Below are 21,598 nucleotides of genomic sequence, written 5' to 3' on the forward strand. Positions count from 1 at the left end.
CGCGGTGGTGACCGTGATGGCTTCCGCGGTGGTGAGCGCCGTGAGGGTGACTATCGGGGGCGCGACCGTCGTGCGGAGCGCCGGCCTGAGCCTGACGCCCCGGTAGGACCGGAGCTTCCTGAGGAGATCGTCGCCACCGACCTGGACAAAGACGTTCGTGCCGAACTGCTCGCCCTGGCCAAGCCGACCGCCGAGAAGGTGGCCCGACACCTGGTTGCAGTCGGGCAGCTGATTGACGAGGACCCAGCTGAGGCGCTGGCGCATGCCCTTGCAGCCCGGCGGCTCGCCGCCCGTATCGCTGCCGTCCGTGAGGCAGTCGGCCTGGCCGCGTACCACGCTGGTGAATGGCAGATGGCGGTCGCCGAACTGCGGACGTACCACCGGATGACCGGCCTGCAGAGTCACCTTGCGGTGCTCGCTGACTGCGAGCGGGCGCTCGGCCGTCCGGAGCGGGCGATTGATCTGTACCGGGGAGCAGACCGGAAGGGGCTTGACCGCGCGGTCGCTGGGGAACTGCTGATCGTTGCTGCTGGCGCACGGGGCGACCTGGGCCAGAAGGATGCCGCAGTGGCGATGCTCCAGGTGCCGGAGCTGACCGGGGAGGCGGCGGAGCCCTGGACCGTACGGCTGCGGTATGCGTACGCGGATGCGCTGCTCGCGGTGGGCCGGCGTGAGGAGGCCCGAGAGTGGTTCTCCCGTGCGGCGGAGGTTGACGCTGACGGAGTGACCGACGCGGCCGAGCGCCTGTTGGAGCTCGACGGGGTGATGATCGAGGGCGACGACGAGGACGAGGTCGAGGACGTCACCGCCGGCCCAGATGCCCTCGGCGCTGGGTCGGAGGAGCCGGATGCTGAACCCGTTGCCGGGGACGCGCCCGATGCTGAGTCGACCGGGGCCCAAGACGCCTCCGACGACGGTGCTGGCGACACCCCGGATGACGGTGCTGGTGACCCGAGCGGCCTCAGTGCGCAGCGCTCCGGTGGCGACTCGGAAAGTCCGGTTGACGGCGATGAGGCGGGTACCGGGAAGTGACGCTGACCGGGGGAAGTCGGCTGGTTGATGGGTATGCCCTGGTCATCTTTGACCTGGACGGGGTGATTTACCTGGTTGACCAGCCGATCCCCGGGGCGATCGAGGCGGTGCGCCAGCTGCATGCCGAAGAGCGGGCGGTCGCGTACGCCACGAACAACGCGTCTCGTCGGTCCAGTGAGGTTGCCGACCTGCTCACCGGTATGGGCATCGCTGCCCGCCCGGAGGAGGTGCTGACCTCCGCGGCCGCCACCGCGCAGTTGCTCCGCGAGCGGCATCCGGCGGGGACACAGATCCTGGTCGTGGGGGCGGAGGCGCTGCGTGCCGAGATCCGCGTCGCTGGGCTTACCCCGGTCGAGCGGGCCGAGGATGGGCCGGTCGCGGTGGTTCAGGGTTATGGTCCGCAGGTCGGCTGGGCTGATCTGGCTGAGGCAACGGCGGCGATTCGGGGTGGGGCGACCTGGATCGCTACCAACACCGACCGCACGTTGCCTAGTAAGCGTGGTCCATTACCCGGTAACGGTGCCTTGGTCGCCGCGGTGCGGATTGCCCTCGGTCGGGATCCGGACCTGGTCGTGGGTAAGCCGGCGCCGGAGCTCTTCGTCGCGGCCTCCCGCCGGGCCGGCGGGAGGCGTTCCCTGGTCGTCGGCGACCGCTTGGACACCGACATCGAGGGCGCGGTCCGAGCGGGGCTGGACAGCTTGTTGGTGTTGACTGGTGTCAGCGACGTGGCCGAGCTGCTGGCTGCCGCGCCGGAGCATCGGCCGACGTATGTGTCAGTGGACCTGGCGGGGCTCTTCGAGCCGGCCGCGGTGGTGCGGGTGCCGGGTCCGGCGGAGGCCGATGGGTGGTCCGCGGCGGTTCGTGACGGCCGGCTGGAGCTGTCTGGTGCGGGACGCCCGCTGGATGCGTTGCCGGCGCTCTGCGCGGCGGCGTGGTCCACGGCGCGGTCATCCCCGGTGCGGGCGGTCTCCTCGGCGGCTGAGCGGGCGCTCGCGACGTTCGGCCTGTTGTCCGGTTAAGTAGCTCCGGCACGAGGGCGCGGTGAACAGGGTCGCGCTCAGCTCACCCCGAGCAGCTTGCGAAGCTTGATCAAGTCGAACGGGTTGGCTTTGATGGACACCCGTCTGGATGCCACCGCACGGGTGATCTCCAGTTCCCCGCGGACCAGGGCGAGGAGGTCCTCGCTGGTGGTGCTTAGGGCGATCTTGGCCTTCGGGTCATCACCGTCGGCGAGGTCGGTCAGCTGGCCGTCGGTGAGCCGGCCGTGGAACGCGGCGTCCAGGTCGGTGATGCGGCAGGCCAGCGTCCGGTCCAGGCCGACGTGCTCGCGCACCGCCTCGGCGTTGCCGTTCAGCCGAGCAGCGAGGTCCCGCAGCGCCTGCCGGCACTCGTCAACGCTAGCCACATCGCCTCCACAACTCGCCACACCACTCTCCGGCACCGTACCGCACGGGTGGCCTGGCCACGCCGGTAGCGTGAGGACCGCACATCCCCTCTCGCGGAAGGACACAGGCATGCAGGACGCGTGGCGCTCCTACCTTGCGTTGGCCATGGGCCTGACGGAGGCGCCTCGGAGGAAGGCCCAGGAGACGGCGCGGCGGCTGGTCGGCGCTGGCGGCGCCACCGCGGTCCAGCTTCAGGCGCTTGCCGAGGAATTGGTCTCCACCAGTGCAGCCAACCGGGAGGCGTTGACCAAACTCGTCCGGTTCGAGGTCGAACGGGCGCTCGGCGCTGTCGGCCTCGCCACCGCCGACGAGGTGACCGAGCTGACCCGGCGGGTGCGCGAGTTGGAGCGGCAGCTTCGGGAGACACCAAACGGATCGCCGGCGGCGCTCGCTGCCAGCGGTACCGTGGCGGACGTGGATGCAGATCGATCGACCGCGCCGGGTGGCGCTGCGGAGCCGGCGTTGTCACCGCTGGCTGCTGCGCCTGCCGCGGCGGAGGCCCCTTCGTCCGGACGCACCGTGACCGCGCCCAGCCCGGCGAAGAAGACCGTCGCGAAGAAGACGGTCACGAAGGAGACGGTCGCGAGGAAGACGGTCGCGAGGAAGACGGTCGCGACGGAGACCGTCGCGAAGAAGACGGCGTCAGGGAAGCCCGGGGCCGACCGGCCGGCAACGGAGCTGTCAGCGGCACCGCGGTCGGCGAAGAAAGCGCCGGGTAGGCAGCGGCCGGGCGGCCCGGAGTGAGCGCCGTCCACCGCCGGTCGGGCTCTGCTGGAGGGCGGCCGTGACCGGCCTGCCCCGCCCCGGTCCGGCGCAGGGCCTTTCTCCAGCTGGTGGGCCGGGGGCACCGCGACCAGCCGCACCGGTTGGGCTTGCCGCCGGGACAGCCGGAGGCGAGACGGCGGCGCCGAACCCGGCGGTTGACGCCGCCGTGCAGGCGATGGTCAACGCCGCCGGACTACCCCTGGCGGACCAGATCGCGCAGTACGAGGCGGCATACGAAACGCTGCGGGAAACACTCGCCAGCATTGACCAGTCCTAAGAGCCGGAGAAGCAGGTATGGCACGTCGTACCCGGTTGGACGCGGAACTCGTCCGCCGCGGCTTGGCCCGCTCGCGCGAGCAGGCCGCCGCCTTGGTGGAGGCTGGCCGCGTTCAGCTACGTGGAGTCCCGGCCCGTAAGGTTGCCGCGCTCGTTGACCCCGCCGATCCGCTGCTGGTCACCGGGGCGGATCCGGCCTCGGAGTACGTCTCGCGGGGCGGGCACAAGCTGGCTGGTGCCCTGGCCTCCTTCGGCCCGGCTGGGCTGACCGTCGCCGGGCGGCGCTGCCTCGACGCCGGTGCCTCCACGGGCGGGTTCACCGACGTGCTGCTGCGCGCCGACGTGGCCGAGGTGGTGGCTGTTGATGTCGGGTACGGGCAGCTCGCCTGGCCACTGCGCAACGACGAGCGGGTACGCGTCTTCGAGCGGACCAACGTGCGCACCCTCACCCCGGCGGCCATCGATGGTCCGGTTGACCTTACCGTCGCCGACCTGTCGTTCATCTCCCTGCGGCTGGTGTTGCCGGCCCTGGCAGCCTGTACCCGACCGAGCGGTGATCTGGCGTTGATGGTGAAACCGCAGTTCGAGGTGGGGCGTGATCGGGTCGGCGCCGGGGGTGTGGTGCGTGATCCAGCGTTGCGGGCCGAGGCGGTGCTGGATGTGGCCGCTGCGGCGGCCCAGCTCGGGTTGGGTCTCGCTGATGTCTGTGCCAGCCCGTTGCCGGGGCCCAGCGGGAACGTCGAGTTCTTCGTATGGTTACGCCGGGACGCGCCCGCGGCCGAACCGGAGCGGGTGCGGGCGGTGGTGACGGCCGGGGCCACCGGCGGTCGGTCCGGCGCGGCGACGGAGGAGGTAGCGGGGTGAGTGGGCGGGTGAGCCGGAGGGCCTGCGGGGCCGACGACGGGCCCCGGACGGTACGGCGGGCGTGGTGAACCGGACCGCGCTGCTGGTGACGCACACCGGGCGACGGCGCAGCACCGAGCACGCACGGGCGGTGGCCGGGGATTTGATCGCGGCCGGCTTCGTTATTCGTGTTCTCGCCGAGGAGGCCGAGGATCTCGACCTTCCCGGGGTGGTCCCGGTGACTGGTCCGGAAGCCGCGGAGGGCGCTGAGATCGTCTTCGCGTTGGGTGGGGACGGTACGTTTCTGCGGGCTGCCGAGCTGGCCCGGCCGGCGAAGGTGCCACTACTCGGGATCAACCTCGGCAAGGTCGGCTTTCTCGCCGAGGCGGAGATCGACGATCTGGACTCGGTGGTCCGGGACGTGGTGGACCGTAACTACACGGTGGATGAACGGCTCACGCTGGACGTGACGGCCGAGTTCGAGGGTGGACCGACGATCGAGTCCTGGGCGTTGAACGAGATCAGCGTCGAGAAGGGGGAGCGGGCCCAGATGCTCGAGCTCCTCGTTGACGTTGATGGGCGGCCGCTGTCCCGCTATGGCTGTGACGGAGTCGTCTGCGCCACTCCCACCGGCTCCACGGCCTATGCGTTCTCCGGCGGTGGTCCGGTCGTGTGGCCCGAGGTGGAGGCCCTGTTGCTGGTGCCGATCAGCGCGCACGCGCTTTTCAGCAGGCCGCTGGTCACCGCGCCGACGTCCACCTTCGTCATCACCGTAGACCCCTTTACCAGTCTCGCGGTGCTCTGCTGTGACGGGCGGCGGGTGTATGACCTTCCGCCGGGCGCACGGGTGACGGTGCGGCGCGGGGCCTTGCCGGTGCGGATCGTGCAGCTGACGGCCCGGCCGTTCACCGACCGGCTGGTGGCCAAGTTTGATCTGCCGGTGCAGGGCTGGCGGGGCAGCCGACACTGAGCTGGCCGACGCCGACACCTGCGGCTGTCGGCTGGTCAAGCGTCGGGCACCGCGTCTACTGTCGGGTGCTGTGCTGGAAGAGCTACGCATCACCGGACTGGGTGTCATCGAGGACACGACGCTGCCGTTGACCGGCGGTATGAACGTGATCACTGGTGAGACCGGTGCGGGAAAGACCATGGTGGTGACCGGTCTCGGCCTGCTCTTTGGCGGGCGCGCCGACGCCGGGCGGGTGCGGGCCGAGCCCGGCCGCGCGGTGGTCGAGGGTCGACTACGGCTGGCCGGAAGGGTGGCCGAGACCGTATCCGCTCGGATCATTGACGCGGGCGGTGAGCCGGATGAGGACGGTTCGGTGTTGCTCAGCCGCACCGTCACCACAGAGGGCCGTTCTCGTGCCCACCTCGGCGGCCGGAGCATGCCGGTGTCGATGCTCGCCGAGGTGGGTGAGCAGGTGCTCGCGGTGCACGGGCAGTCCGACCAACTGCGGTTGCTGCGCCCGGCCGAGCAGCGCGCCGCGCTTGACCGGTTCGCCGGTCCGGAGCACGAGAAGCTGCTCGACGCGCTGCGCGAGGTGTATACCCGGTGGCGGTCGGTGGTGGACGACCTGGCCAGCCGGCGTCGAAACGCGCGGGAGCGGAATCGGGAGGCCGACCTGCTGCGCCTCGGGCTCGACGAGATCACCCGGGTTGATCCGCAGCCGGGCGAGGACGACGAGCTCAAGGCGGAGGCGCGGCGGCTGGAGCACGCCGAGGGGTTGCGGACGGCGGCGCGGCTGGCCCAGCAGTGCGTGGCCGGGGGGATGGAGGCCGCCGAGGACACCCCCGATGTCACGACGCTACTCGGCACCGCCCGCCGTACCTTGGACGGGCAGTCGAGCACCGACCCCGTCCTGGGGGAGTTGGCGACGCGCTTGGAGGAGGCGGCGACCCTGGTCGCGGATGTTTCCGCGGAGTTGTCGACGTACCTGGCGGGACTCGACGCTGATCCGGCGCGGTTACAGGCTGTCTACGAGCGGCGGGTCGCGTTACGTGCGCTGACCCGTAAGTACGCCGACGACACCGACGGGGTGATCGCCTGGGCTGAGCGGGCCCGGGCCCAACTGTCCGATCTGGAGTCCTCGGACGAGCTCCTCGACGAGTTGGACCGGGAGGTGTCGCGGCTGGCCGGCGAGGTGGCCGAGCTGGCGGGTCGGGTGTCGGTGGCGCGGCAGGAGGCAGCGACCCGGTTTGCTGCCCAGGTCACCACTGAGCTGGCCGGGTTGGCCATGCCGCACTCGCGGGTCGAGGTGGGGGTGCTGCCCCGCCCGGTGGGGAAATCTGAGCCCGGCCTTTCGGTCAACGGCGTCGAGGTCGGGATCGGGCCGGACGGCGGCGATGAGGTGGAGCTGCGCCTGTTGGCACATCCGGGTGCGCCGGCACTGCCGCTGCAGCGGGGCGCCTCCGGCGGTGAGCTGTCCCGGGTGATGCTCGCCATCGAGGTGGTCTTCGCCGGCTCGGGCGGCCCGCCGACGCTTGTTTTCGACGAGGTTGACGCTGGGGTTGGTGGCCAGGCCGCGGTGGAGATCGGCCGGCGACTGGCCCGGCTGGCTCGCAGCCATCAAGTGCTCGTCGTCACCCACCTGCCCCAGGTCGCTGCGTTCGCCGACCGACACCTGGTGGTGGTGAAGGACACCGGCGGTGCGGTGACGACCAGTGGCGTGCGGGTGGTCGAGGACACCGAACGGGCGCGGGAACTCGCCCGTATGCTTGCCGGCTTGCCGGATTCGGACCTGGGAATCGCGCACGCCGAGGAGTTGTTGGCCGTGGCCGCGCGGGAGCGGCGGGCGTAACACGGGTCGGTAGCGCCACCGGCACGCGGTTCCGGACCGTAGTGTGCTTCTCTGGACTGGCGGCCCCGCGCAGGCATGTCGCGTGAAGGTCGTCCGCTTCACATGCCAGGATGGTTACGATGCGTCTACCCACGTTGCGTTGGACCCGACCCGCCGAGCCGGGCCGGGCCGGCGGCACTGCCCGCCTGGACCGTCGGACCAAACGTCTGGTTGGTCGGCTTCGTCCCGGCGACGTCGCGGTGATTGACCACGTCGACCTGGACCGGGTTGCCGCCGATTCGCTGGTCGCGGTCGGTGTCGGGGCGGTCCTCAACGCCAAGCCGTCGGTTTCGGGCCGCTATCCCAACCTTGGCCCCGAAGTGCTGATCGAGGCCGGTATCCCGCTCCTGGACGACCTGGGCGAGGGTGTCTTCGAACGGATCCAGGAGGGCGACACCGTCCGGATCGAGGGCAACACGGTCTATCTGGGCGAAGAGCCGGTGGCCCACGGTGATCTGCAGGATGCGGAGACTATCGGGAAGGCGATGGCCGATGCCCGGGAGGGGCTTTCGGTCCAGCTGGAGGCGTTCGCGGCAAACACCATGGTCTACCTGAAGCAGGAGCGGGACCTGCTGCTCTACGGGGTGGGTGTTCCGGACATCCGCACCGAGATTCAGGGCCGGCACTGTCTGATCGTGGTGCGTGGCTACGACTACAAGGCCGACCTGGATGTGCTGCGCCCGTATATTCGGGAGTTCAAGCCGGTACTCATCGGCGTTGACGGCGGGGCGGACGCCCTGGTCGAGGCCGGCTATCCACCCGACATGATCATCGGTGACATGGATTCGGTGACCGACGACGTGCTGCGGTGCGGCGCCGAGGTCGTGGTGCACGCCTACCCGGACGGACGGGCACCCGGGCTGGCCCGGGTCAATGGCCTCGGGGTCCCGGCGGTCACCTTTCCCGCCGCAGCCACCAGCGAAGACCTGGCGATGCTGCTCGCCGACGAGAAGGGCGCCTCGCTCCTGGTGGCGGTCGGCACGCACGCCACGCTCGTCGAGTTCCTGGACAAGGGGCGGGGCGGAATGGCGTCGACCTTCCTCACCCGGCTGAAGGTCGGCGGCAAGCTGGTCGACGCCAAGGGTGTGAGTCGGCTCTACCGGCATAGCATCTCCGGATCCTCACTGCTGCTGCTGGTGCTGTCCGCGATTGCCGCGATGGCCTCGGCCGTGGCGGTCTCCACCGTCGGCAAGGCGTACCTGGGTGTGGTCTCCGAGTGGTGGAACAATTTTGTGTTCCAGCTGGAACGGCTCTTCTGACGCCGTCCACCCGACAAAGAGGCTGCAGGTGTGATCAACTTCCGGTACCACGTGGTGTCCCTGACCGCGGTCTTCCTGGCGCTGGCGATCGGCCTGGTGGTTGGCACCACCGCGCTCAACGGGCCGGTGGCGGACGCCCTCAATGACAACGTCAACGAGCTGCGGAAAGACAACCAGGTGTGGCGTCAGGAGGTCAACAACCTCGAGGAGGAGTTGAACCGCGAGGATGATTTCGCCGCCGAGTTGGCCGCAGTGGCTCTGCCGGGCCGGCTCACCGGCAAGCGGGTGCTGGTGCTCAGCCTGCCGACGGGGCGCAAACACACCGATGGCGTGGTCAAGATGCTCCAGCTCGGCAACGCCGACGTGGTCGGCCGGGTCGACCTGCAGGACAAGTTCATCAACCCGGAGAACAACAACGACTTGTTGGAACTGGCGGTCACCGCGGCCCGTCCCACCAACGCGCCGACCACCAACCTGCCCGGCAATGGGCACGGCGTGGAGACCTCCAGCGCTCTGCTGGCCACGGTGCTGCTGGACGGGGCGCCGGGGGCGACGCCGATCAGCGAGGCCGACCGGCGGGCCGTGCTGGCCGCCTACACCAACGCCAACTATCTCACCACCTCCGAGCGGCTCACCCAGTCGGCGGAGGCGGTCATGATCGTCAGCGGCCCGCCGTACTCGGACAAGGACTCCTCGAAGAAGGACGAGTCGGTGGTGAAGGTCACTGAGCAGTTCGATCGGACCGGCGCGACCGTGGTCGGCGGCAACGGCTCGGAAGGCGGGAACCTGGTGGCCTTCGTCCGGGGCGACGCGGTGCTGGCCGGGGAGATCTCCACGGTCGACAACGCCAACACCGTCCAGGGGCAGCTGGTCACCGCGCTCGCCCTGGTGCAGCAGGTCAACGAGGATAAGGCGGGTCACTACGGTGTCGGCGACAACGCCGCGTCGGTGGTTCCTAGACTGCCCCAATGATCGTGACGATCAACATCAGGTCCTGGCCCGCCAACCGGAGGGAGTCGGCGTGAGGTGGTTTGGTCGACTCGTCGTCGCGGGTGCCGGCGCCGCCGTCGCCCGGTACGCGTTGCGTGGGGTACGGACCTCACCGGCGGGCCCAGCGTTGGAGCGGACGAACTTTCGGGGTCGGTCGGTGACGCTCGCGGCCGGGCCGGCGCTTGCCGCCGGTGCCGCCGTCGCCGGTGCCGCTGGCGCACCGGGTGCCGCTGCCGGTGGAGCTGCCCTGGTCGCCGGCCTCGGCGCCGGGACGGTGGGGCTCTACGACGACGTGGTCGGTGCGCGGCCGGAGCAGAGGGCCGCCAAGGGATTCGCCGGGCACCTCGCCGCGCTACGCGAGGGTCGGATCACCGCCGGCCTGGTCAAGGTCGTCGGTGTGGGTGCGGCGGGGCTGGCCGCCGCCGGGCTGCTCGCCGGTGACCCGGCCGTCGCCCGACATCCGCGTCGGCAGCGGCAGGGCGCGGTCGGCCGGGGCGTGGACGTCCTCCTCGGTGCGGGCGTGATCGCCGGCACCGCCAACCTGATCAACCTGCTCGACCTGCGGCCGGGACGGGCGGTGAAGTCCGGGCTGCTGCTCGGCGCGCCGCTGGTGGCCAGCCCGCACGGCGGGATCGTCGCCGGTGCTGCCGGCGCCGCCGCCGGGCTGCTTCCCGCAGACCTCGACGAGGAGGTGATGCTCGGCGACAGCGGCGCCAACGCACTCGGCGCGCTGATCGGCGTCACGCTCGCGGCTCGCACCGGGCCAGCCGGCCGGGCCGCCCTGCTCGCCGTCCTCGCCGGGCTCACCGCCGCCAGCGAGCGGATCAGCTTCACTCAGGTCATCCAGCAGACCCCGGTGCTGCGCGAGCTGGACGCGCTGGGCCGCCGCGCCGACTGACGTGACGAAACCGGCCCCGTACGCCGCCGCCGGCCGAGTAGCCGGGGCCGCCGCGCTGATCGCCGTACTCACCGTGGTCAGTCGGCTCGCCGGATTCGGTCGTACCGCCGTGTTCACCTGGACGCTCGCGCCGACCGATCTTGGTGCCACGTATGTGGTGGCGAACGCCGCTCCGAACGTGATCTTCGAGATGGTCGCCGGCGGTGCCCTCGCCAGCCTGGTCGTGCCACTGCTGGCCGCTCCGGTGGCGGCGGCGGACCGGGGAGTGGTTGCTCGGACCACCGGGGCGTTGCTCACCTGGGTGCTGACCCTGCTGGTGCCACTCGCGCTGGCGGTGGCGCTGCTGGCCGGCCCGATCGTGGAGCTGCTGGGCGGCGGACTCGACCCCGCCCAGCAGGCCAGCGGCGAGCGGATGCTGCGGGTGTTCGCCCCGCAGCTGCCGCTGTACGGGGTCGGCATCGTGCTCACCGGGGTTCTCCAGGCGCACCGCCGGTTCGCCTGGCCGGTGATCGCCCCACTGCTGTCCAGCCTTACTGTCATCGCGGTCTACGTGGGCTTCACCGTCGCAGAGGGGCGGCTGGCCAGTGTGGCGGGCGTCAGCCGCGGCGGGGAACTGCTGCTGTCGGTGGGAACGACCGCCGGAGTGGCGGTGCTCTCCTTGTCGCTGCTGATCCCGTTCCGCCGACTGGGGTACGCGCCGGTGCTCGGCTTCCGCTTCCCCGCCGACGCCCGTACCCGGGTCGGTGGACTCGCGGTGGCCGGCGCGGTGACGGTGACCGCGCAGCAGATAGCCCTCGTGGTGAGCCTCAACCAGGTCTCCTACGGTGCGGTCAGCAACCTCGGCGCGTTCCAACTCGCCCAGACGGTCTACCTGCTGCCGTGGGCGGTGCTGGCGGTGCCACTGGCGGTAGCCGCCTATCCGAGCCTGGCCGCCGCCGGGTCCGTCGGGGACGAGGCGGCGTACCGGGCGACGCTGGCCCCGGCCACCCGGGGCGTGCTGCTGCTGAGCTGCCTCGGTGCGGCCGTCCTGGTCGGTACGGCCATGCCGGTTGGGCACTTCTTCCTCGTCGGCGGCGCGGCGGCGACCGCCGCTGCCGGGATCGCCGGCTTCGCGCCCGGCCTGGTTGGCTACGGGCTCTTTGCCGTGCTGAGCCGCGCCCTCTATGCGCGGGGACAGGCACGGGCGGCCACCGGCGCGATCACCGTCGGCTTTCTCGCGGTGCCCGCCGCCGCGTTGCTACTCAGCGCCGCGCTGCCGCTGCGGGACCGGGTTCCGGCGGTCACCCTGGCGAATTCGGTGGGGATGGCGGTGCTCGGTGCCCTGCTGGTGCTCGCCGTCCGACGGACCGCCGGCGCCACCGCGCTCGCCGGAATCGGCCGTGCCGGGACATCCGGCCTGCTCGGCGGAGGGCTGGCGGCGCTGGCGGGTTGGGCGGTGGCGCGGTCACTGCTGGCGGCCACCGACGGCACCCCGGGCGCACCGGTGGCCCTCGTACAGGGCATGCTGTCCGGTGTCGTGGTCGGTGTCGTGTTCCTCGCAGTGGTCTGGATACTGGACCGACCGGACGTACGACCACTGCTCGTCGGAGCGCTGCAACGACTCGGGTTGACCCGCGGGAGGCGGTCGTCCACCTCAGCCGGCGGGCAGCGGAAGGACGGCGTCCCCCCGGAGCGGGGCGACGGGAAGGAGACGGTGTCCCGGTGACGGAACCGACCCCGCGGGCCGGCCGGGGCGGCACGATCGCCCTGCTGCTCGCCTCCAGCACCGGCGGTGTGGGGCAGCACGTCCGGTCGTTGGCCGCCGGGCTGACCAGCGCCGGCATCGCGGTGCTGGTCTGTGGCCCAGCCGCGACCGAAGAGCAGTTCAATTTCACCGGTGTCGGCGCCCGCTTCCGGGCGGTGGAGATCCCGGCCAGCCCGACCCCCGCCGACCTGCGGGCAGTGACCGCGTTTCGCGGGGCCCTCGCCGCCGAGCCGGTCGCCGTGGTGCACGCGCACGGGCTACGCGCCGGTCTGGTCGCCGTCGTCGCCCGACCGGCTGCCCCGCTGGTGGTCACCTGGCACAACGCCGTCCTCAGCGGTGGCCTGCGTGGCAGCGCGTCACGCCTGGTCGAGCGGGTTGTTGCCCGTGGTGCCCAGGTGACCCTCGGCGCCTCGGCCGACCTGGTCGCGCGAGCCACCGCGTTGGGCGCGCCGGACGCCCGGTTCGCCCCGGTCGCCGCGCCGCCGCTGCCTGACCCGCACCGCCGCCGCGAGGCGGTCCGCGCCGAGTTCGGCGTCGGCGACGACCAGCCGCTGATTCTGTCGGTTGGTCGCCTACATCCCCAGAAGCGGTACGACCTCCTGGTTGACGCCGCTGCCCGGTGGCGGACCCGCGACCCGCTGCCGGCCGTGGTGATCGCCGGCAGCGGACCGGCGTACCTGCAACTGGCGGCCCGGATCTCGGCTGCCCGGGCGCCGGTGACCCTGCTCGGGCACCGAACTGACGTGGCCGACCTGCTGGCCGGTGCCGACATTGCCGTGGTCACCAGTGACTGGGAGGCCCGGCAGCTGTTCGCGCAGGAGGCGCTGCGGGTCGGTGTGCCGCTGGTGGCGACCGCGGTCGGCGGCCTGCCGGAGTTGGTCGACGATGCGGCCATCCTGGTCCCGCCGGGTGATGTCGACGCGGTTGACACCGCCGTCGGTGGTTTGTTGGGTGACCCGGCCCGGCGAGCCGAGTTGGGCCAGCGGGCCCGGGCGCAAGCGTCGACCTGGCCGACCGAGGCGGAGACCTGCGCCCAACTCGCCGCCCTCTACGCCGAGCTGTCCCCGGACGTGGCCGGCCCGACCCCCCCGGACGCTGGTGCACCGTCGACGGGACAGCGGTAATGCTGCGCCGACTCACTCCCGCCCTGCTGACCCTGCTCGTCGTGGCGCTCGGCGTGGCCGCGCTGGCCGCCCGGCCGGTGGTCCGCTCCCCGGAGCGGACCGCCGATTTCGTGGTCCTGGCCGGGGTCGCCGGGCTGCGGTGGGAAGACGTGGACGCGCAGACGACACCGACGCTGTGGCGGTTGGCGCAGGAGGGCTCGATCGGGTCATTGGCGGCGCGCTCCGCCCACCGGCCCACCTGCCCGGTGGACGGCTGGCTGACCCTGGGGGCGGGCAGCTTCGCCGCCTGGCCAGGTGAGCGGCCGGAGGGCACCTGCCCGCCCACCGACGTCATCGTGGAGCGGCCGGACGGAATCGGTGCGAACCTGCCGGACCAGGAGGGTGCCGTCCTGTCGAACCAGGAACGGCTCTCCTGGGGGACCGTGCCGGGTTCGCTGTCGGAGTCGGTGCGCTGCTCGGTGGCGGTGGGACCGGGCGCGGCGGTGGCCGCCGCCCGGCCGTTCGGCCGGGTGGACCGGTACGCGCCGGAACTGCCGGCGGACCCGACCGGCCTCCTGCGCTCGTGCGTACTCAGCATCGTCGATCTCGGCGCCGTCGAAGGTGCGGATCCGGCGGACCGGGCGGCTGCGGCCCGCGCGGCCGACGCGCGACTGGCCCGGGTACTGGCCGCCCGCCCGCCCCACTCCCTGGTCATCGTCGCCGGGGTGGCGGACACCGAGGAGCCGTCTCGGCTGCACGTCGCGGTCGCCGACGGCGCCGGCTGGGAACGGGGCTGGCTGACCTCGCCGACCACCGACCGTCCTGGCTACCTGCAACTGGTTGACCTGGCACCGACCGCCTTGACCGCCCTGGGTCGGCCACTGCCCGAGCATCCGTTTCTGGGGCGGGCCGCCGAGTCTGTCGGTGGCCGGCCTGCCGACCTCGCCACCGCGATCGCCGGCCCGGTGGACGCCGACCGGGAGGCCGCAGCACAGCGCCGCGTCGCCGGCTGGTTCTTCGGGTTGCTCGCCGCCGCGCAGATCCTCCTCGGGGTGGCCGTGCTACCGCTGCTGCGCCGCGCTCGACGGCACGCCGGCCCGTACGGTCCCCAGCCGGTCTCCCGGCGGATCGTCGCGGTGGTGGAGCTGCTGCTCGTCGCGGCTGCGCTCACCCTGCCGGCCGCGCTCCTGGCAGACCTGGTCCCGTGGTGGCGTGGTGCGCACCCCGGGTGGTTCTTCGCCGGGGTCACCCTCGCGTTGATCGGCACCGCGACGGCGCTCGTCCGGTTCCTGCCCGGCTACGGGAGCACCCTTGGGCCGCTGGGCGCGGTGGCGTTTCTGGCCACGCTGACGGTGGGTGCCGACCTGTTGACCGGCGCCCACCTTCAGCTCAACGGTGTCGTGGGCTACTCCGCCGTGGACGGGGGCCGGTTCGTCGGCCTGGGCACGGTGGGGCTTGGGGTGCTACTGGCCGGAGCGCTGCTGTTGGCCGGCTGGCTCGCCCAGCGGGTTCGTCGCTCCCGGCGACCGGTGGTGATCGTGGCCGTCGGTGGGGCCGCCGTGGTGCTGGTCGGCAGCCCCTACCTCGGTGCCGACTCCACCGGCGCGGTCGCATTGACCGCCGGGGTGAGCCTCGCCGCGGCGATCAGCGCCAGCGGTTGGTTGACGCTCACCCGCCTGGCCTGGGCGACGATGGCTGGGCTGGCGGTGACCGTCGGTTTCGCCCTGGTCGACCTCGACCGCCCGACCGGCGAGCGAGGCGACCTGGGCCGGTTCCTGGCCGCGGTCGGCGACGGGACCAGGGGGCTGATCATTCACCGGGCCAGCACCGCCAACCTGGAGACGTTCTTTGGCAGCTCGCTGACGGTGCTGGCCCTGGCCGGTGTCCTTCTGGTGTGGTTTGCTCTACTGCAGCCATGGGGCGGTCTGCGGCGGCTGTTCGGCATCTATCCGGCGGTTCGGGGAGCGATGACCGGCACCGCGGTCGCGGCGGCGCTCGGCGGACTGCTGGGTGGGGTGGCGCTGGACGTCGCCGGGGCAGCGACCGCCGTGGTGGTGCCGATGGCGGCCCTCGCCGCGCTGCGGGTACTGGACCACTCCACCGACCGGACCAGCCCGACGCCCGGCGGGGACGGCGGCCCGGCGGGCTCGACCGGCTCCGGCGGTCCGCCAGATCGAGGCCGGCGCTCGGTTGGCCCCGGTGGCGAAGGCGGCCCGGCTGGCTCACCACCGGGAGGCGTCAGTTCGGCCGGCAATCCGGGGCCGTCCCGGGGCGGCGACGCCGGTGCGGCACCGGTGGACCGATGGGATGCCGGCCCGGCCGCCGGCAAGATCCCGACGGCTCGCGCATCCGACGAGGTCACGCCGGTCTGACCCGCCAGCGTCAGGTGATGCCGCTGGCGGGTGCGCCGGGCGGCGGGACCAGGTGGGGTGTTAGCGTGGAATCCCGTGGATCGCGTGATCACTCTGCTGATCGGCACGGCGGTCTGCACGACCGCGACAGACGACACGGGAGCAGGCCTTGGCCCCTTCAGTACGGACGACCAGGCACATTTTCGTCACCGGGGGCGTGGCCTCCTCGTTGGGTAAAGGCCTGACTGCCTCCAGCCTCGGTAGCCTGCTCACCGCACGTGGCATGCGTGTGGTGATGCAGAAGCTCGACCCCTACCTCAACGTGGACCCGGGGACGATGAACCCGTTCCAGCACGGTGAGGTCTTCATCACCGAGGACGGTGCCGAGACCGATCTCGATGTCGGTCACTACGAGCGGTTCCTCGACCGGGACCTGTCCGGGAAGGCCAACGTCACCACCGGGCAGATCTACTCCGACGTGATCGCCAAGGAGCGGCGCGGCGAGTACCTGGGGGACACCGTCCAGGTCATCCCGCACATCACCAACGAAATCAAATCGCGGGTGCTCGGGATGGCCGAACCCGACGGCGAGGGTCAGGTGCCGGACGTCGTCATCACCGAGGTCGGCGGGACCGTCGGCGACATCGAGTCGCTGCCGTTCCTGGAGGCGATCCGGCAGATCCGCCACGACCTGGGCCGGGACAACTGTTTCTATCTGCACGTCTCGCTGGTGCCGTACCTGGCGCCGTCGGGCGAGCTGAAGACCAAGCCCACCCAGCACTCGGTCGCGCAGCTGCGCAGCATCGGAATCCAGCCGGACGCACTGGTACTGCGCTGCGACCGGGAAATCCCGGACAAGGTCAAGCAGAAGCTCGCCCTCTACTGCGACGTCGACCTGGAGGCGGTCACCGCCGCCGCGGACGCACCCAGCATCTACGACATCCCGAAGGTGCTGCACCGGGAGGGCCTCGACGCGTACGTGGTGCGTCGGCTCGGCCTCTCCTTCCGGGACGTGGCCTGGGCGCGCTGGGACGACCTGCTGGAGCGGGTACACCAGCCCCGGCACACGATCACCGTCGCCCTCGTGGGCAAGTATGTTGACCTGCCCGACGCGTACCTGTCGGTGAGTGAGGCGATCCGGGCCGCCGGCTTCGGGCACCGGGCCCGGGTACGGCTGAAGTGGGTGCCCAGCGACGAATGCGTCACCTCGGCCGGTGCCGCTGCCGCCCTGGCCGGGGTCGACGGTGTCGTCATCCCGGGTGGGTTCGGCGTCCGTGGCATCGAGGGCAAGGTCGGCGCCGCCCGGCACGCCCGGGAGAACGGCGTCCCGTTGCTCGGCCTCTGCCTCGGCCTGCAGTGCATGACCATTGAGGTGGCCCGCCACCTCGCGGGACTGGACGGCGCGAACTCGCTGGAGTTCGACGGGGAAGCCACCCATCCGGTCATCGCCACCATGGCCGACCAGGAGGACATCGTCGCGGGCCGGGGCGACCTCGGTGGCACCATGCGGCTCGGGGCCTGGCCGGCGGTGCTCACCGAGGGGTCGATCGTCGCCGAGGCGTACGGCAGCACCGAGGTCAGCGAGCGGCACCGGCACCGGTTCGAGGTGAACAACGCCTACCGTGACGTGCTCACCAAGGCGGGCCTGCACATCTCGGGGACCTCGCCGGACGGCCGGCTGGTCGAGTTCGTCGAACTGGACCGCGACCTGCACCCGTTCTTCGTGGCCACCCAGGCGCACCCGGAGCTGAAGAGCCGCCCGACCCGCCCGCACCCGCTGTTCGCGTCATTCGTGGCGGCGGCCCTCACGTACTCGCAGGCCGATCAGCTCCCGGTCGACCTGGACGGCGTGGCGGAGACGAAGGCAGCCAGCAACGGCGGGACCTCCACGGCGCGGGCGGCTTCGGCCTCGTGAGCACGGCCGGTCACCGTTACCAGGTGCGTTCCCGCGTCGAGCGGTACCGGGGTCGGATCTTCGATGTGGTCACCGACGAGGTGACCATGCCCGGTGGCGGCACCGCCCTGCGGGACTGTGCCCGACACCCGGGCGCGGTGTCGGTGGTGGCCTTGGACGAAGCCGGACGGGTGGTGCTGATCCGGCAGTATCGGCACCCGGTCGGCCGGCACCTGTGGGAGCTGCCGGCCGGCCTGCTGGACATCGCGGGCGAGGACCCGGCCGCTGCCGCCGGCCGGGAACTGGCCGAGGAGGCGGACCTGAACGCGGGTCGGCTCGATGTCCTGGTCGATGTGCACAGCTCACCGGGGTTCACCAATGAACTGGTCCGGGTCTTCCTGGCTCGCGACCTCACCGAGGTGCCGGTCGGTCGGCGGCACGGCCGGGCCGAAGAGGAAGCCGACCTCCAGATCGTCCAGGTTGCCTTGGACGAGGCGGTGGAGATGGTGCTGGCTGGGGAGATCACCAACGCCGCGACGGTGGCCGGGCTGCTCGCCGCCGCTCGCGCCCGGGACGGGGGCTGGACGGCGCTGCGTCGGGCCGGGACACCGCTGCCACGCTGAGCCCGTACGGGACGGGGGCCGTGAGCGACCCCCGTCCCGTACGGTGAAACCGGGGGGTCAGTTGATCCGCTGGCGGCCCCTCCGGCCCGGCTCAGTGGAAGTGACGCGGGCGCCCGGCCGCACCGGCCTGACACATCGTCAGCGGGAGTGCCCACCACATGTCACAGTGCTGGCTCCCTGACGGTCAACTCCGGCCTAGACTGCCGCCGGCGGGACCTGAGCACTGCGGCAACGGAGCCGCCGTGACGCCGCGTAGCCGGGGCGAGCAGCCCCGGAGGAGGGGGTCTGCATCGTGAAGGTCGGCATCCCACGTGAGATCAAGAATCACGAGTACCGAGTGGCGATCACGCCCGCCGGCGTCAACGAATTCGTCCGCGCCGGCCATCAGGTCTTCATCGAGTCCGGCGCCGGCGTCGGCTCCAGCACCAGCGACGAGGACTTCGCCACCGCCGGCGCCACGATCCTGCCCACCGCGGACGAGGTGTGGGAGACCGCCGAACTGGTACTGAAGGTCAAGGAGCCGGTCGCGGAGGAGTACCACCGGATGCAGCCGGGCCAGGTCCTCTTCACCTACCTGCACCTGGCCGCCTCCAAGGAGTGCACCGACGCGCTGCTGGACCGTGGGGTCACCGCCATCGCGTACGAGACGGTCGAACTGCCCGACCAGTCGCTGCCCCTGCTCGCCCCGATGTCCGAGGTGGCCGGGCGGCTCGCCCCGCAGGTCGGCGCCTACCACCTACAGGCCCAAGGCGGTGGACGTGGCGTACTGATGGGCGGCGTCTCCGGCGTGTATGCGGCGAAGACCGTGGTAATCGGTGCCGGCGTCTCCGGGATGAACGCCGCCGCCATCGCGCTCGGCCTCCAGGCCGAGGTGCTGCTGCTGGACAAGAACGTGGCCCGGCTGCGTCAGGCCGACGCGATCTACCGAGGTCACCTGCAGACGGTCGCCTCCAACGCGTACGAGATCGAACGGGCGGTGATGGACGCGGACCTGGTCATCGGCGCGGTGCTGGTGCCCGGTGCCAAAGCACCGACCCTGATCTCGAACGAGCTGGTCGCCCACATGAAACCGGGCAGCGTGCTGGTCGACATCTCCATCGATCAGGGGGGCTGCTTCGAGGACTCGCGTCCCACCACCCACGCCGAACCGACGTACCCGGTGCACAAGTCCGTCTTCTACTGCGTGGCGAACATGCCGGGGGCCGTGTCACACACCAGCACCTACGCCTTGACCAACGTGACCCTGCCGTACGTCCTGGAACTGGCCAACTTCGGCTGGCGGGAGGCGCTACGTCGGGACCCCGCCCTCGCGCTGGGTCTGAACACCCACGATGGTCAGGTCGTCTACGGGCCGGTCGCCGACGCACACGGCATGGCCACCCTGCCGCTGGCCGAGGTGCTGGTCTGACCGGCGGCGAGGCGACCACGGGGGCCGAGGCCGGGCCAGCTCCCGCGCCGGCCCTACGCCGCGCCGTCCGCGGCTATCTGGACCACCTCGCCGTTGAGCGGGGACTCGCGGCGAACACCCTCGCCTCATACCGGCGGGACCTGGCCCGCTACCTCGACACCCTCGCGTCGATCGGGGTGACCGACCTGGCGTCGGTCGCCCCGGGCCAGGTGGAAGCCCATCTGGCCCGGCTGCGCGTCGGGGACGAGGAACACCCGCCCCTCGCGGCGTCCTCCGCGGCGCGGGCCGTCAGCGCCGTGCGCGGCCTGCACCGCTTCGCGCTGCGCGAGGGCCTGACCGGCGCCGACCCGAGCCGTGATCTCCACCCACCCGCGCCGCCCCGCCGGCTGCCCCGGGCGCTGCCCGTGGACGACGTGATCCAGCTGCTGGAAGCCGGCGGCCCGGTCTCCGCCGCCGGTGCCGAGGCGCCGCTCGGGCTGCGTGACCGGGCGCTGCTGGAGTTCCTGTACGGCACCGGCGCGCGGATCTCCGAGGCGGTCGGTGCCGCCGTTGACGACCTCGACACCGACACCGGTGCGGTACTGCTGCGGGGCAAGGGCGGGCGGAACCGACTGGTCCCGATCGGCGGGTACGCCGTGGCCGCGCTGCACGCCTACCTGGTGCGCGCCCGCCCCGGCCTCGCCGCCGCCGGCCGAGGCACCCCGGCGGTCTTCCTCAACTCCCGCGGCGGCCCGTTGTCCCGGCAGGGCGCCTGGGCCATCCTGCGCGGTGCCGCCAGGCGGGCCGGCCTGCCGGATGCCGGGCCGCAGGCGGTTTCCCCACATACGCTGCGTCACTCCTACGCCACCCACCTGCTCGACGGTGGCGCCGACGTACGCGTGGTGCAGGAACTACTCGGCCACGCCTCGGTCACCACCACCCAGGTGTACACGCTGGTCACCGTCGAACGGCTACGTGAGGTGTACGCGACAGCCCACCCGCGGGCGCTCGGTTGATGGGTGTGACACGCCGGACCGGTGCTGAGCGGCCTGCTCGCCGGTGGCGTACAGTCAGGTTCGGCGCGGACCTGGCGGAAGTGACGCGGCCAGGATTCGCGACGGCGTCGCGAAGGACGTCGGTCGGCTCCGACGCCGGTGTGGTCGTCGGGAGGGGGCAACGAAGACATGGTTGGCGACGGTGGCCGTGCCGAGACCTGGACGTCGGAGCTCCGCGAGCAGCAGTCCACACTCGGCACTGACCTTGGTCCGGCAGATCCGGCCGCGTACACGACGCGGAAGCCGATCCCCGAACCGATGCCGACCGATCGGCACGGCCCCGCCCGCATCATCGCGATGGCGAACCAGAAGGGCGGTGTCGGCAAGACCACCACGACCATCAACCTGGGCGCCGCGCTGGCCGAGTATGGCCGCCGGGTGCTGCTGGTCGACTTCGACCCGCAGGGTGCCCTCTCGGTCGGTCTGGGAGTCAACCCGCACAACCTCGACCTGTCGGTCTACAACCTCCTCATGCAGGACGACGTCACCTGCGACGATGTGCTGATCAAGACCGATGTGGCGGGACTGCACCTACTTCCGGCCAATATCGACCTCTCTGCTGCCGAGATCCAACTGGTCAACGAGGTCGCCCGGGAGATGGCGCTGGCGCGGGTGCTGAAGAGTATCCGCAAGGACTACGACTTCATCCTGATTGACTGCCAGCCCTCCCTGGGTCTACTGGCGATCAACGCGCTGACCGTTTCCCACGGCGTGCTCATCCCGTTGGAGTGCGAGTTCTTCAGTCTCCGCGGCGTAGCCCTGCTGTTGGACACAATCGACAAGGTTCGTGAGCGACTCAACTTCGACCTGGAGCTCGAAGGCATCCTCGCTACCATGTACGACAGCCGCACCACCCACTGCCGCCAGGTGCTGCAGCGGGTGGTGGAGGCTTTCGGCGACAAGGTCTACCAGACGGTGATCACCAAGACCGTGAAGTTCCCCGAGTCCACCGTCGCCGGTGCGCCGATCACCACCCTCGACCCGGCCTCCTCCGGCGCGCGTAACTACCGGCAACTCGCCCGCGAGGTGATCGCTGCCCAGGCGGAGCGGTAGACCGGAAGCCAGGCCGAGCGGTAGACCGAGGGTGGGGCGCCCA

19 protein-coding genes are annotated in these 21,598 nt (G+C 71.6%); 18 read left to right on the top strand and 1 reads right to left on the bottom strand.

Features of this window, described 5'->3' with window-relative positions; genetic code table 11:
• Positions 1-198: 198 nt before the first annotated feature.
• Positions 199-1,032 (top strand): tetratricopeptide repeat protein, encoded by an 834-nt coding sequence (locus K228_RS0119695; RefSeq protein ID WP_025619983.1) that lies wholly within the window; start codon positions 199-201, stop codon positions 1,030-1,032.
• Positions 1,029-2,051 carry an HAD-IIA family hydrolase gene (locus tag K228_RS0119700; protein ID WP_025619984.1) on the top strand — a complete coding sequence of 341 codons (1,023 nt, stop codon included), beginning with the start codon at positions 1,029-1,031 and terminating at the stop codon, positions 2,049-2,051. The genes K228_RS0119695 and K228_RS0119700 overlap by 4 nt, the downstream gene beginning before the upstream one ends.
• A gap of 38 nt (positions 2,052-2,089) precedes the next feature.
• Here the strand turns inward: K228_RS0119700 and K228_RS0119705 are convergent, their stop codons facing one another.
• A complete protein-coding gene (locus K228_RS0119705; protein ID WP_025619985.1) occupies positions 2,090-2,437 on the bottom strand; it encodes an SCP2 sterol-binding domain-containing protein in 348 nt (115 codons plus the stop codon).
• 109 nt (positions 2,438-2,546) lie between these two features.
• Between K228_RS0119705 and K228_RS0119710 the strand changes: the two genes are divergently transcribed.
• The 16 genes from K228_RS0119710 to K228_RS0119785 all read left to right on the top strand — a co-directional run bounded on the left by K228_RS0119710 (position 2,547) and on the right by K228_RS0119785 (position 21,555).
• Positions 2,547-3,221: a phasin family protein gene (locus K228_RS0119710; RefSeq protein WP_025619986.1), complete on the top strand. Its 675-nt coding sequence runs from the start codon at positions 2,547-2,549 to the stop codon at positions 3,219-3,221.
• Between the two features lie 40 nt (positions 3,222-3,261).
• Entirely contained in the window at positions 3,262-3,519 is a 258-nt protein-coding gene (locus K228_RS25895; RefSeq protein WP_025619987.1) for a hypothetical protein, read from the top strand.
• A gap of 17 nt (positions 3,520-3,536) precedes the next feature.
• A complete protein-coding gene (locus tag K228_RS0119720; protein ID WP_025619988.1) occupies positions 3,537-4,382 on the top strand; it encodes a TlyA family RNA methyltransferase in 846 nt (281 codons plus the stop codon).
• A gap of 22 nt (positions 4,383-4,404) precedes the next feature.
• A complete protein-coding gene (locus tag K228_RS0119725) occupies positions 4,405-5,331 on the top strand; it encodes an NAD kinase (protein WP_025619989.1) in 927 nt (308 codons plus the stop codon).
• A 70-nt stretch (positions 5,332-5,401) separates the two neighbouring features.
• Complete coding sequence (gene recN / locus K228_RS0119730; protein ID WP_025619990.1) at positions 5,402-7,159, top strand: DNA repair protein RecN; 1,758 nt, start codon at positions 5,402-5,404, stop codon at positions 7,157-7,159.
• A gap of 119 nt (positions 7,160-7,278) precedes the next feature.
• Complete coding sequence (steA, locus tag K228_RS0119735) at positions 7,279-8,457, top strand: putative cytokinetic ring protein SteA (protein ID WP_025619991.1); 1,179 nt, start codon at positions 7,279-7,281, stop codon at positions 8,455-8,457.
• Between the two features lie 30 nt (positions 8,458-8,487).
• Positions 8,488-9,429: a copper transporter gene (locus tag K228_RS0119740; RefSeq protein ID WP_025619992.1), complete on the top strand. Its 942-nt coding sequence runs from the start codon at positions 8,488-8,490 to the stop codon at positions 9,427-9,429.
• Positions 9,430-9,478: 49 nt separating this feature from the next.
• A complete protein-coding gene (locus tag K228_RS0119745) occupies positions 9,479-10,345 on the top strand; it encodes a hypothetical protein (RefSeq protein WP_025619993.1) in 867 nt (288 codons plus the stop codon).
• Position 10,346: 1 nt separating this feature from the next.
• Complete coding sequence (gene murJ / locus K228_RS0119750) at positions 10,347-12,050, top strand: murein biosynthesis integral membrane protein MurJ (RefSeq protein ID WP_025619994.1); 1,704 nt, start codon at positions 10,347-10,349, stop codon at positions 12,048-12,050.
• On the top strand, positions 12,047-13,213 hold the full coding sequence (locus K228_RS0119755) for a glycosyltransferase family 4 protein (protein WP_025619995.1): 1,167 nt from the start codon (positions 12,047-12,049) through the stop codon (positions 13,211-13,213). Before murJ ends, K228_RS0119755 begins: the two co-directional genes overlap by 4 nt.
• Complete coding sequence (locus K228_RS0119760) at positions 13,213-15,564, top strand: hypothetical protein (RefSeq protein WP_025619996.1); 2,352 nt, start codon at positions 13,213-13,215, stop codon at positions 15,562-15,564. The genes K228_RS0119755 and K228_RS0119760 overlap by 1 nt, the downstream gene beginning before the upstream one ends.
• A gap of 148 nt (positions 15,565-15,712) precedes the next feature.
• On the top strand, positions 15,713-17,458 hold the full coding sequence (locus K228_RS0119765; protein ID WP_025619997.1) for a CTP synthase: 1,746 nt from the start codon (positions 15,713-15,715) through the stop codon (positions 17,456-17,458).
• On the top strand, positions 17,455-18,060 hold the full coding sequence (locus K228_RS0119770) for an NUDIX domain-containing protein (RefSeq protein WP_025619998.1): 606 nt from the start codon (positions 17,455-17,457) through the stop codon (positions 18,058-18,060). The genes K228_RS0119765 and K228_RS0119770 overlap by 4 nt, the downstream gene beginning before the upstream one ends.
• A gap of 292 nt (positions 18,061-18,352) precedes the next feature.
• Positions 18,353-19,468 (top strand): alanine dehydrogenase, encoded by a 1,116-nt coding sequence (gene ald / locus K228_RS0119775; RefSeq protein WP_025619999.1) that lies wholly within the window; start codon positions 18,353-18,355, stop codon positions 19,466-19,468.
• Positions 19,465-20,463 carry a site-specific tyrosine recombinase XerD gene (locus tag K228_RS0119780; protein WP_029723795.1) on the top strand — a complete coding sequence of 333 codons (999 nt, stop codon included), beginning with the start codon at positions 19,465-19,467 and terminating at the stop codon, positions 20,461-20,463. Before ald ends, K228_RS0119780 begins: the two co-directional genes overlap by 4 nt.
• 168 nt (positions 20,464-20,631) lie before the next feature.
• Positions 20,632-21,555, top strand: a complete 924-nt coding sequence (locus K228_RS0119785; RefSeq protein WP_018724361.1) for a ParA family protein — start codon at positions 20,632-20,634, stop codon at positions 21,553-21,555.
• Positions 21,556-21,598 lie beyond the last annotated feature (43 nt).

Origin of the sequence: Salinispora cortesiana, from assembly GCF_000484695.1 — a bacterium.
In the GTDB taxonomy this organism is placed as follows: domain Bacteria; phylum Actinomycetota; class Actinomycetes; order Mycobacteriales; family Micromonosporaceae; genus Micromonospora; species Micromonospora cortesiana.